This is a genomic window from Candidatus Abawacabacteria bacterium, from assembly GCA_016207805.1.
GTDB lineage: Bacteria > Patescibacteriota > Gracilibacteria > RBG-16-42-10 > RBG-16-42-10 > JACQZO01.
On sequence record JACQZO010000023.1, the window covers coordinates 23,106 to 34,513 of the forward strand.

An 11,408-nucleotide genomic window follows, 5' to 3' on the forward strand; every position below is an offset into this window, starting at 1 on the left:
TGTTGCAAAAGTACTAACTAATTATGCTAGCAGAGCCTGATAACAAAGCTCGCAATAAATAATTGCCTCACTTTCAGAGGAGAAGCTGGTAAGAGTAGACTTACTACAGTTGGCACATATAGCATCTCGCACTTTTCGTGGATTTTTCATACGCATTAAAGCCCGTCTCCTTTCATCAGGATGTAAGCGAGGCAAAGGCAGAGAAAATTCTCTATAGAATACTAACTCTTGCTTAGTAATACGAAATGGCCGGCCACTGAGCACACATATTACCGCGCTATCCACAAGCTCATTCGGCGCATCTTGGATATCGTCAGGTAGATCTGAGGCAGCAATAAACTTATCTACTTGAGGTTTTGGCGCTATATAATCTGACCAGTGATATCCTCGCTGCAGTGCAGACTTTTTATCAGTGGGGAAATATTCAAAAGCAGTGCTTTCATTGTAACCAAAGGGAGAAATAGTCGATGGGAAAAACTCACCCCACTCTCCTTTTTGTTGCATGGTATTGATTAATTCTACCAGCAACTTTTCATATTCACTTTTCGTGTATTCTTTGTTAAAAATACAATATTGTTTATTTTTGAGACCGATACAGCCAAAAAGATCATGAGAGTTGCGACATGATTGGCAATAATAGAGATCTGAGGAATCATAGCAGTCGAAAGACCAAAGACAGTGCTGACAATTGACTACCGCATAGCATTCATAACAATGCGTCATATTGACGCTACCATAACAATCGTAACAGTTAAAAGCCTTCATATTGTCAATGCCATAACAGCAACGCTCTGCTTCTACCATATGAAAAGAGACGTAACAATCTTTAGCATTATTGTTCATATCACCTTGGTCACAGTTTTCTACATTAAAGTTCCGTAAAGCTCTCCGGGGAAAAGTTTTAACAAAGTTGGCAAATTCTTCAGCCATTTTTTCCCAAGCAGCAAAACTACCAGTAGCATAGGCTTTCTTTTGCTCAAAGTACTCTTCCTTAGTGTACTGCTTATTCCAAATACAATACTTCTTATGGTGTAAATTCACACAAAACATGCAGTGATCTAAATGTTTGCAATCTGCAATAAACGCTGAGTCGGAAATATTTTCACTATTCATGACATATTGCGCCCGGAAACAATATTGAGAATTAACGCATTGGAAACAAAGCTCTCCATCAAAGAGCCAAAAGTTATTAATACAGTTTTTGAGATTTACATAGCCATAATTGTACATACTGTCTTGGCCATAATCTCCCCAGAAACAGAGATAACAATTCTTCGCCTCATAGGCAAAGTTGTTATACTCTATCGCTTCTTGACCACCAAAATTGAGCAATGCCTGATGGGGTACTTTGCAAGCAAAAGTATGAAATTGGGGGAAGAAAGCTCGTTTAGGATCACAATCATTTTGATATTGCATGGCGTCAAACCCATCTTTTCTCAGTTCTGTCATTTCGCCCACCAAGTATGGTGCTTCAGGAGAATACATGGAAATAATGTCTTTTCCAGTAAGACTACTTTTTCTCAGATAAAGAGCCGTTTCATTACGAGCAGCTAGGCGTCTAATCAGTCGACATTCAGGACAGAGAGTAGGAGTTGGCACTGACAAAATATGCTCCCCGATCTGAGGAGAAATATTCCGATAGAAATCCTCATCTTTATCTCTAATAGTAAAGCTCTGGTGGCATTGCAGACATGATTTAGTGTCAGCCATGAAGATAAGACGATTATTGCGCTAAGAGAGTAGCAAAAGTGGGATGAGATGAGAAACTTCATTTGACAGCTTTAGACTCTTTCAAGTAAGTTTGCCTTGCTTCCACCCAGTTATGCCATCATCTATTTATCTACAATTTGCAGAGAATAACAGTCGCAATGGCGCAGCTGTGGTCGTCATCTTGGTATAGACTAAGAGGCGCTTTTTAGCATATAGGTCCTCTTGGTCTAGAACTAAGAGTTTTTTTTAAATTCTGAGTGGAGATAAAGGCCAGAAACATCTTTAAAACTATTATTGTATGACAACATCATTCACCAATTATAAACACACGCAGATAGAGCAAAAGTGGCAGCAATTTTGGCAAGAAGAGAATATCTATACTTTCGATAATACTTCCGAGAAAGAAGTATTTAGCATAGATACTCCCCCCCCCTATGTATCTGCTGACCATTTGCACGCTGGACATATTATGTCTTATGGGCAAGCTGACTTTATAGCTCGCTACAAACGTATGCGAGGCTACAGTGTTTTTTACCCTATGGGATTTGATGATAATGGCTTACCGACAGAAAGATTCGTTGAGAAAAAGTACAATATTAAAAAGTCTCATATTCAGCGTAAAGAATTTATCAATCTTTGTTTGCAAGAAACTCGCAAAGGCGCTGAAAACTATCGTGATCTATGGGAAAAACTAGGCATATCAGTAGATTGGACAAAAACCTACAGCTCGATAAATCCCCTTGCCACGAAGGTGTCACAAGCCTCATTAATAGATTTATATAAAAAAGGCATATTATACCGCGATACTAAACCTGTACTCTGGTGCACTCATTGCGAAACAGCTTTAGCTCAAACTGATGTGGAAGAGGAAGAGCAGGAAAGTGAAGGGAAACTTTATTACATTTCATTCACTAGTTCAGAACAGGAGACTTTGCCCATCGCGACAACAAGACCTGAGCTCTTGGCTGCTTGTGTTGCTTTATACATACATCCAGATGACAAAAGATATCAGCATCTATTGAATCGAAAAGCGATCGTACCCTTATTTAATTATGAGATTCCTATCTATTGCAGTGAAAAAGTATTGATGGAATTTGGTACTGGACTCATGATGGTTAGCACATGGGGAGATAGAGAAGATATTGAAAAATGGCAAAAGGACAACTTGCCCACTAAAGCGGTAATAGATAAGCAAGGTAAAATGGTAAATATCCCTGAACCATATTTGGGATTAACTACTCAAGCCGCACGAGTAACGATTGTGAAGGACTTACAAGAAAAAGATTTCTTCATTAAGGAAGAATCAATTAGCCAAAGGAAGTTAGTGCATGAGAGATGTGCTACTCCTCCAGAGTTCATTTTAAGCAAGCAATGGTTTATCAAGGTGGCAGACAAGAAAGATGTTTGGTTGGAAATGGGGAATAAAGTTCAATGGCATCCTTTGTCACGAAAGCAAGATTATGACCTCTGGGTAAAAAGGCTTCAATGGGACTGGTGTATTTCTCGTCAGAGATTCTATGGAGTACCATTACCTATTTGGTATTGTAGTCAGTGTGATGAGCCTATTTTTGCTGCACCGGAACAATTACCCACAGATCCCACTACCGATAAGCCGCCCCTTGCTCATTGCCCAGGTTGTGAAAGTAGCACCTTTATTCCTGAGAAAGATGTAGCTGATACATGGGCAACATCTTCATGTACACCTTTTCTTCTACAGGAGTTAGTTTCTCCAGGTAATAAAAACCAGAACCTGTTTCCTGTATCTCTCAGACCTAATGCGTTTGAAATCATTCGCACTTGGGATTTCTACTCAATAGTGAAAAGTTATTATCACTTTCAAACTATTCCATTTGAGCATGTAATGATTTCTGGTCATGGATTGGATGCGCAAGGTAGAAAGATATCAAAACGCTTAGGTAATTATATTCCCTCTACGGAATTAGTAGCTACCTATGGAGCTGATAGTATTCGCTACTGGGCTACTGGAGCAAAGTTAGGCCAGAACTTACGCTTCAATATTGAGGAAATACACAAGGGCAAAAGAACTGTCCAAAAGCTTTGGAGTGTCGCGAACTTTTACCATCGCAACATTACCAATTCACTTGATATAAAGAGTGGTGTCGAACTCGAACCAGCCGACCAATGGATATTGAATGAATTAAATATGTGTATCAGAGAAAGTACTGAGGCATTTGAAGCTTATGATTATGCCAGAGCAAGAGAAGAAACCAGCGACTTTTTGTGGAAAAAGTGTGCCGACTACTATATTGAGTTTATTAAATATCGATTAATTGCTAATAATCATGCATCGAAAGTTGCTGCTCAAAATACTTTTCATCAAGTATTCTTTAACCTATTGAAATTATTTGCTCCAATACTTCCCTTTATTACTGAAGCAATTTATCAAGAACTTTTTAGAGAAAAAAATAGCCCCAAAAGTATTCACATAGCTCAATGGCCAAAAGTAACTTCGCAGACAAACGTCCCAAAAGGTTTCTCTGAGGTTATTGTAGCAATTGATGAGATACGCAAATACAAATCAGAACAGGGATTATCTCTCGGTGCTCAATTAGAAAAGTATCAACTCACCAGCAAAGTAGACTTGGTGAAATATGGATTACTGATCAAAGCGGTAATGCGTATCACAGAGCTTAATTGATAGTCTGTTAATCTAAAGAGAACAAATATACAAAAATGCTGGCGGAAAGTTGAAAGGTGTAAATTTGAGTGAGACTGCTTTGAATAATTTTTTAAGCTTACCTAAGCTAAAGATTGAGTATTGGATTTGCAAGTATAAGCCGCTTGGTTTAAGAGTTTTTAGGACAGCCTGAACGATATTTTCTCCCACTTTTTTGGGCAAACTTACCAAAGGTACTTCGGAAAAGATGGCATCAAATTGCTTAATGCTGTTTTGCTCAGCATATTCTGCCAACTTCTCAGCGGAATCATTGATCAAAATCACATTAGGCAAATTGCCAAAGCGCTGTTTGAGCACAGCAAATAAGTCTTCATTGTATTCAAATACTAGTAGCTTTTGTTGGCTCCGTAAATTACTAATAATATATTTCGTCACCGCGCCATCCCCCGCTCCGAGTTCAGCAATCGCCGCTACTTTTGGCCAATCAACCTGTTTACAGGCTAATTGGGAATAAGCGCGGCCAGTAGCTAATAAAGCGCCCATTTCACGAGGATGTTGGAAAAAATTTTTGAGAAAGCGCAGAGGCATGGGGGAAAATTACGAATTACAAATTACAAATAGAAGGGGAAAGGAATTAGGTTTAAAGAGAAATACCGACACCGATACCTACATTTGGTGGTGCTGGGGTTGCACCGAAATTTAGTACAGTGGCAACAATGGTGTAAGCGGCCAATACTATGATCAAACCGATTACAGCGTACAGGATGCCTTTCTTTGCTTGAGAGATTTGAGCATCTTCACCTCTAGCCATAGCGTAGCGGTAGCCGTTGAATACGAGATAAAGCAGCGCAACTACGCCAATCAAACCTAAAAAGAATCTTACTAGAACACTAAATGCTGTTTGGCGATCACGTAACAACAGCAACGGATTGGAATAGTAACTTTGCAGATTTTCAGTGGAAGGACCAGTGAAAGTGCCTACATACTTTCTATTAGGATCACCATTGAATTGTAATGGTTGTAGGCCATTACTTGCTGAGGGACTGGAGCTATTGCTGGTAGATTGGCTCGAATTTGATGTGTTGGTACCTGCAGTTTCTGCCTGAGCACATTCAGTAGTAATTCTATCTCTTTCGCTTTGAGGAACTACTTGATTAGGATCAACGTTTTCGCTCAGACGAATAAAACGATCATAACCGGTCATAGCACAACTTTCGTAACGTGTGGGTACTGTATATTGTTGAGATTGACAAAAGGCGCGCACTCTAAATTGATCCCTATTTCCAGAACCTGCAGTTGCACTTTGGCGCGTAATACAGGCATTCACATCTTCTTGAGGACGCGCACTGGGGTTTGAGCTACTCGAGTTAGTACTACTTGAAGGCGCAGAGCTCACTGCAGCGCTTGGTGAAGATGAAGTGCTAAGACGACTGCTATCATTGCCTGTAGTAGCATTGCCACTTTCATTGGGGAATCGCTGACGACAAGTAGCGGTGATGCTATCAAGCTGAGCATCAGTTAGCTGAATATTGTTGGTACTGGTATTTTGTTCTCGAGCTAAACGGGAAATTAAATTGGTAGCTTCAGATTGCAGACAAGAATCATATTGATTAGTGTCCTGGGCATATAATGGATAGGGAAAAGCTCCTAAAGTAAATATAGCTATGGCTAGAGTGAGAGCAGCAATCAACTTTGTTCCTCGATTCATAATGGTTAGCAATTCGTCTGCACTGTAGCATATCACTATACTTGCATACCACTTTTTTTCAGTGAATTTAGTCCCCCTATGGTGAGTTTATTTGTTTTGCTCTCAGCTTTATATTGATTATAGTAATACTTTTTATGCAAGACTTAGATTATTTAGGCATGGCAGTGGAGCAAGCCAGAGAATCAGTAAAGCGAGGCGGCTTTCCTGCGGGAGCAGTATTAGTACAAGATGATAAAGTTATTAGCAAAAGCATTAGCATTGGCAATATATTATATGATCCAACGGCTCATGCTGAAAGTATGAGCGTACGAAATGCCTGCAAGCTCTTACAAACTACCTGTCTTTCTGGCGCCACTTTATACGCTTCACTTCAGCCCTGCTTAATGTGTTTTTGTGCCGCCAATTGGGCTGGGTATTAGCCGTATAGTTTATGGCTGTAAAAAAGATACTGTGATGGTGAATAAGCGATATTATGAAGGTCAAAACAATATTGAAGAGTTAGACCAACAGAATACACATCACATTGAATTAGTTTATATCCCAGACTTAGAAGAACACATGCACCGGTTGGTTGCAGAATGGGAGAAGCAATTTAGTTGATAGCTTATACTCAGAAATAGTAAAGATTCTTCTTGATATAATGAAAAATCGACCAAATAAAGACATGGCTTCTACAAGATCATCAAGACGAATACTAAGACTGGGATAAGAATATACTTATAATTACAGTTACTTCTTTATTTTTTATTAGTTATTCTTTATTTTTTCGAGCTCGCTTAAATATCCTTAGGCAAAAGTAGAAGATAAAAATAACTAATGAAAAGTGAGGCTCGCTCGCAAGCGAGCTCGTGGTACCCCCAAAAGGAATCGAACCTTTATCTTGAGCTTAGAAGGCTCCTGCTCTATCCATTGAGCTATGGGGGCAAAATCACCATTCTTCAGTACTGCCCCCGAAGTCGCCCTCGGTGGTGGGCAATTTGCCGCCAGTAAAATACAGAATAAGAGCAAAAACACCAATACCTCCTAGGAGAAACCCAAAAAACATAATCAAACCAGGATTCATCTCAGCTGCTTCGGTGAGATAAAAAATGGTGGCATCCTCTGCTCCAGCTAAATTTTGGAAAAAAACAATTAGCTGAAAAAGACCAATTAAACTTGCCAATGTGAGAAAGAGATATTTCATAGAAAACATGTACTCTGCTTATTTTACAGTAGTTTTGAGCAAATAATCTAGGGCCAACTCAACACGAAGCCTTGCTTTCATTTGGGGAAGACGTCTTTCTATCTCCTTTTCTGCTACTCCCTCTTTGCTCATAGCATCTTTCGCCTGCTCATCAGTAGGCTCTAAGTTTTCTTTCTTGGCTAGTTCCAACAAAGCAAAACGGGCTAATAAACGACGACGTGCTTCTGGTTCATATTCTTTATGAATATCTTCATGAGTTTTCTTATTCGCTTCCAAGTAGCGATCAAATGTCAAACCCACTGCCTGTAATCTCTCGGAGAATTGCTCCTCCATATAATGAATCTCTTCATGAATGAGCACTTCAGGCAATTCTGCCTCAGTAATATCTACTAATTGTTTGAGTATTGCTTCTTCTTTGCGATTTTGCTCTTCAGCTTCTCTTTGAGTTTTCAAAAAGGCGGTGATCTCTTCTTGTAAAGATTTCTCATCAGTGATTTTGGGATTACGCAATTTTTGAAAAAATTCTTCATTCATTTCTGGCAATTTCATTTCCTCTACTTTGAGTAGAGAGACATCAAACTGTACAGGCTTATCTTTGAGTGAATCGACATGATAATCTTTGGGGAAAGTGACAGAAAACTGCTTACTCTGCCCTACTTCCATGCCCACCAAAGCCTCTTCAAAGCCAGGGACAAAAGTTTTAGAACCAAGAATCAAAGGATGATTCTTGCTTTTCGCTCCCTCAACTTCTTTGCCATCAGCAGTACCAACAAAATCAATTTCTACCCGATCGCCCATTTGAGCTCCTCTTTGCACATCGCTGAAGGTAGAGAAGCGTTTCTGTAGAGCCTCTACTTCGGCAGCAATATCTTTTGGATCAATTTTCACCTCTTCTCTTTTTACTTTAATTTTCCCATAGTTGCCAATTTTCACTTCGGGCAAAACCGGCACCGTCAACTCTAAAACAAATGGCTCAGTAGTAATTATTTTACTTTCAGGACCAGCAATAGGCTGCAATTTTTCTTCAACGACAACATTATAATAAAGCTCTGGTAAAGCAGCTTGTAAGGTTTCTTCTAATAATTTATCAGTACCAATTTGTTGCACCACAACATCATCGGGTGCTTTACCGGGGCGAAACCCTGAGACATTTACTTGGCTACGCAATTTCTCAATTGCTTTCCCGCGAAATTTTTCTAATTCAGCTGGTTCAATGGTAAGAGTAATCACGACTTGAGATGGGGGCAATTTTTTAACGCTATGTTTCACAGCAAAAAGTAAAGACGAGTATTGTGTAACATAAAAAGGCGCTCAATTCAAAATTGAGCCTTATATTTAGTCTAGGGATGGATGAACTAAAATTAGTTAATAAAAAAACAAAAGACGAGATCATAAAGACGAAGACAAAGACAGGAGAATGTTTTGATGCTTCCTTGTCTTAGTGTTCGTCTTGGTCTGTGTCTTGATGATCTCATTCCTATTTAGATCTAGACACACTTAAATATCCTTCACCGAAGAAATTACTTATAAAAAGTAATCTCACTATATACCGATCCTGGTAACATAGTTCATGTGCCGCGGAAAGGACTTGAACCTTCACTCCTTGCGGAACTAGCTCCTAAGGCTAGCGTGTCTGCCATTCCACCACCGCGGCTTATTTGGGCGTGACTAATATAGCAGATTGAACAGAAATACCAAATTGGCAAAATTACTTCTGCAAAATCGTGATCTTAGTGATTTTGTTCCCCTTGCGTAGTCCTTTAACAATTTCTAATCCTTTGGCTACTTTGCCAAACACTGCATAAGATCCATCCAAAGTGGGTTGAGGTGACAGGGTGATGTAGAAAAATGTTTTAGCACTATTCAAAGAGTCTTTGGCACATTGTTCTTTATTGGGACTACTGACACATTGTGCACCTGATTCATGAACCAAACCAACCACGCCGGCACTATCATGCTTCAAATCAGGGTGTGTCTCTAAATTAATTGGCTCTACATCTAAAGCTTCCTTAGCTGCACCACTTTTGTCTCCTAGATACACTGCAAAGTTACTAATAGTGTTATATACAGACGAACCATCATATCTGGTATCTATCGCCTGTGCGATAAAATGTGCCACTGAATTGGGCGCTTGCGTTTTGTATAATTCAATCGCGAATGTTCCCTGATCAGTTTCTACTACCGCTACTGGATGAGCGATATTAAAGAATTCTACATCTTTTAAGAAAGTGGCGAATGGACCGGAATTCTGAGTCGGGTCAGTAGTATTGGCATTACCACAGGCGACTAAGGTCACCATTAACAAAATGACTGCACTAGCACGTAAATAGGCTGACCAAGAGTGAGAAAAGATCATGACATTTCAAAAATACTCCAGTATGATGGTAGCGAATGTGAACATTTACCACAAGCAAACAATGTTGCTCAAAATACTCACCGATGACCATCCATTATTACGGGAAAAGTCTCAAGCTGTAAACACTATTACAGCTGCGACAAAGCAATTGGTCAAAGATCTTACTGAGACTATGAATTATGGGAGCAGGGCTGTGGGTATCGCGGCACCACAAGTAGGGATTTTGGAACGCATTATCATTTGCAAATTGCGCAATGCCCAAGGGAAAAATGATGATGTGGCAATGATTAATCCCCAGATTATTACTCACAGCACTATTTGTGAGATTGGTGAAGAAGGATGTTTAAGCATTCCTAATATATTTGGCCCGGTAAAGAGACCTAGGGAAATTACTGTGCAATATGCAACACCGGACAAAAAACAGGTATTAAAGCGCTTTGTCGGTTTCAATGCCCGAGTGATACAGCATGAAATTGACCATTTAGAAGGCATCCTGTTCACAGATCTGGTGACAAATAAAGAAGAATTGTTTGAAGAACTCAATTTTTGATATGGCGATACGAACTGTTTTCTTTGGCACACCAAATTTTGCCGTACCGATACTACAAAGTTTACTCAAAATTCCCGAGGTACATATAAGTTTGGTAGTCACACAACCAGATAAACCGGTGGGACGGAAACAAATACTCACCCCTTCCCCAGTCAAACAAATTGCCCTTCAGCAGGATATCGCTACTTTCGAGCCTACGACACTCAAAACGCCGGAAGCTTTTGAGCGTATTGTCCAAGAAAAAGCTGAGCTCATTGTCTTAGCTGCTTATGGGAAAATTATCCCAAAAGCGATTTTGGATTTGCCTCGCTTTCAATGCTTGAACGTACATCCCTCGCTCTTGCCTAAATACCGGGGAGCAACACCTATGCAAACAGCCCTTCTGCATGGAGACAAGGAAACTGGAGTAACTATTATGATTATGGAACCCAGCCTCGACACTGGACCAATCGTGGCTCAAGAAAGAGTAGCAATTCTTCCTGGGGAGACTTATCTGCAATTAGATCAAAGATTGGCTCAAAAGGCAGCAAGTATGTTACAGATCGTCGTTCCTCAATGGCTAGCAGGAAAAATCACTGCCCAAGCACAACAGCATGATTTAGCCACTCATACTAAAGTTTTGAGCAAAGAAGATGGTCAAATTGATTGGTTGAAAAGTGCTCAGGAAATTGAGCGTCAGATTCGTGCTTATAAGCCATGGCCCGGTAGTTACACCAGTTATCAGGGAAAAAGGATCAAAATACTAGCAGGCAAAACTATTACTAAAGAATCAGCCCAACCAGGGAAAATATATTTCTCTGAAAAAACAATTGTTATTGGTTGTGGCAAAAACTCTGGACTGGTGATAGAACAAATCCAAGAAGAAGGAAAGAAACCGATGTCAGGATCAGAATTTATTGTTGGTCACCCTCAGCTCGAGGACCAAGCGCTTGCTTGAGTAAACGATCAATTTTGTCAGCATAGTCAGCATTTTCATCGATCATAAAATAGAGCTTGGGTAAATTCTTCGTGGTCAGAACCCGGCGCAATTGTTTATTGAGATTAATGGCATGACGCTTGACTGCTTTCAAAATCACTAAGGGATTTTTTTCGCTCATATAAGAAGACAGCCACACTTTTGCCTCGGCTAAATCAGGTGTGACCTCAACTCGAGTAACGGTTAGCAAACCAATTTCTGGTTCATGAAATTCACGCTCCAAAAATTGGCCAATATGCTCTTTTAGCACCTGATTAATTTGTTTGAGACGTCTACTCTCAGCCATA

Annotated in this window: 11 protein-coding genes and 2 tRNA genes; 4 read left to right on the top strand and 9 right to left on the bottom strand. The window is 39.8% G+C overall.

All coding sequences use genetic code 11. The annotated features are described in order from the left end of the window. Positions 1–21: 21 nt before the first annotated feature. The gene (locus tag HY817_05180; GenBank protein MBI4836623.1) at positions 22–1,710 is read right to left on the bottom strand and encodes a hypothetical protein; all 1,689 of its coding nucleotides are present in this window, start codon (positions 1,708–1,710) and stop codon (positions 22–24) included. Between the two features lie 298 nt (positions 1,711–2,008). Here HY817_05180 and HY817_05185 point away from each other — a divergent pair, with 298 nt between their 5' ends. Beyond that, a complete protein-coding gene (locus HY817_05185; protein ID MBI4836624.1) occupies positions 2,009–4,369 on the top strand; it encodes a valine--tRNA ligase in 2,361 nt (786 codons plus the stop codon). Positions 4,370–4,381: 12 nt separating this feature from the next. On the opposite strand, the gene HY817_05190 is transcribed toward HY817_05185, so the two are convergent. Together HY817_05190 and HY817_05195 are read right to left on the bottom strand one after the other, a co-directional pair. Beyond that, entirely contained in the window at positions 4,382–4,936 is a 555-nt protein-coding gene (locus HY817_05190) for a methyltransferase domain-containing protein (GenBank protein MBI4836625.1), read from the bottom strand. Between the two features lie 52 nt (positions 4,937–4,988). Continuing rightward, entirely contained in the window at positions 4,989–6,056 is a 1,068-nt protein-coding gene (locus HY817_05195; GenBank protein ID MBI4836626.1) for a hypothetical protein, read from the bottom strand. 134 nt (positions 6,057–6,190) lie between these two features. On the opposite strand from HY817_05195, the gene HY817_05200 reads away from it, so the two are divergent. After that, the gene (locus tag HY817_05200; GenBank protein MBI4836627.1) at positions 6,191–6,475 is read left to right on the top strand and encodes a nucleoside deaminase; all 285 of its coding nucleotides are present in this window, start codon (positions 6,191–6,193) and stop codon (positions 6,473–6,475) included. A 430-nt stretch (positions 6,476–6,905) separates the two neighbouring features. On the opposite strand, the gene HY817_05205 is transcribed toward HY817_05200, so the two are convergent. From HY817_05205 to HY817_05225, 5 genes are all read right to left on the bottom strand, one after another. Continuing rightward, positions 6,906–6,980: transfer RNA gene (locus HY817_05205), tRNA-Arg, on the bottom strand. Between the two features lie 4 nt (positions 6,981–6,984). After that, positions 6,985–7,239 (bottom strand): hypothetical protein, encoded by a 255-nt coding sequence (locus tag HY817_05210; protein ID MBI4836628.1) that lies wholly within the window; start codon positions 7,237–7,239, stop codon positions 6,985–6,987. Between the two features lie 18 nt (positions 7,240–7,257). Further along, entirely contained in the window at positions 7,258–8,508 is a 1,251-nt protein-coding gene (gene tig / locus HY817_05215) for a trigger factor (protein MBI4836629.1), read from the bottom strand. Positions 8,509–8,812: 304 nt separating this feature from the next. After that, positions 8,813–8,893, bottom strand: a tRNA-Leu gene (locus HY817_05220). A 54-nt stretch (positions 8,894–8,947) separates the two neighbouring features. Further along, on the bottom strand, positions 8,948–9,595 hold the full coding sequence (locus HY817_05225) for a peptidylprolyl isomerase (GenBank protein ID MBI4836630.1): 648 nt from the start codon (positions 9,593–9,595) through the stop codon (positions 8,948–8,950). A 22-nt stretch (positions 9,596–9,617) separates the two neighbouring features. On the opposite strand from HY817_05225, the gene def reads away from it, so the two are divergent. Beyond that, positions 9,618–10,145, top strand: a complete 528-nt coding sequence (gene def, locus HY817_05230) for a peptide deformylase (GenBank protein ID MBI4836631.1) — start codon at positions 9,618–9,620, stop codon at positions 10,143–10,145. A 1-nt stretch (position 10,146) separates the two neighbouring features. Continuing rightward, positions 10,147–11,082, top strand: a complete 936-nt coding sequence (locus HY817_05235) for a methionyl-tRNA formyltransferase (GenBank protein MBI4836632.1) — start codon at positions 10,147–10,149, stop codon at positions 11,080–11,082. Here HY817_05235 and rbfA read toward each other — a convergent pair. Next, positions 11,039–11,407 (bottom strand): 30S ribosome-binding factor RbfA, encoded by a 369-nt coding sequence (gene rbfA, locus HY817_05240; GenBank protein MBI4836633.1) that lies wholly within the window; start codon positions 11,405–11,407, stop codon positions 11,039–11,041. The two genes, HY817_05235 and rbfA, sit on opposite strands and share 44 nt — an antisense overlap. Position 11,408: the final 1 nt, after the last annotated feature.

Coding starts and splice junctions, on each gene's coding strand:
- HY817_05180 (MBI4836623.1), bottom strand. CDS start 1,710: ATGGCTGACACTAAATCATGTCTGCAATGCCACCAGAGCTTTACTATT.
- HY817_05185 (MBI4836624.1), top strand. CDS start 2,009: ATGACAACATCATTCACCAATTATAAACACACGCAGATAGAGCAAAAG.
- HY817_05190 (MBI4836625.1), bottom strand. CDS start 4,936: ATGCCTCTGCGCTTTCTCAAAAATTTTTTCCAACATCCTCGTGAAATG.
- HY817_05195 (MBI4836626.1), bottom strand. CDS start 6,056: ATGAATCGAGGAACAAAGTTGATTGCTGCTCTCACTCTAGCCATAGCT.
- HY817_05200 (MBI4836627.1), top strand. CDS start 6,191: ATGCAAGACTTAGATTATTTAGGCATGGCAGTGGAGCAAGCCAGAGAA.
- HY817_05210 (MBI4836628.1), bottom strand. CDS start 7,239: ATGAAATATCTCTTTCTCACATTGGCAAGTTTAATTGGTCTTTTTCAG.
- HY817_05225 (MBI4836630.1), bottom strand. CDS start 9,595: ATGATCTTTTCTCACTCTTGGTCAGCCTATTTACGTGCTAGTGCAGTC.
- def (MBI4836631.1), top strand. CDS start 9,618: ATGATGGTAGCGAATGTGAACATTTACCACAAGCAAACAATGTTGCTC.
- HY817_05235 (MBI4836632.1), top strand. CDS start 10,147: ATGGCGATACGAACTGTTTTCTTTGGCACACCAAATTTTGCCGTACCG.
- rbfA (MBI4836633.1), bottom strand. CDS start 11,407: ATGGCTGAGAGTAGACGTCTCAAACAAATTAATCAGGTGCTAAAAGAG.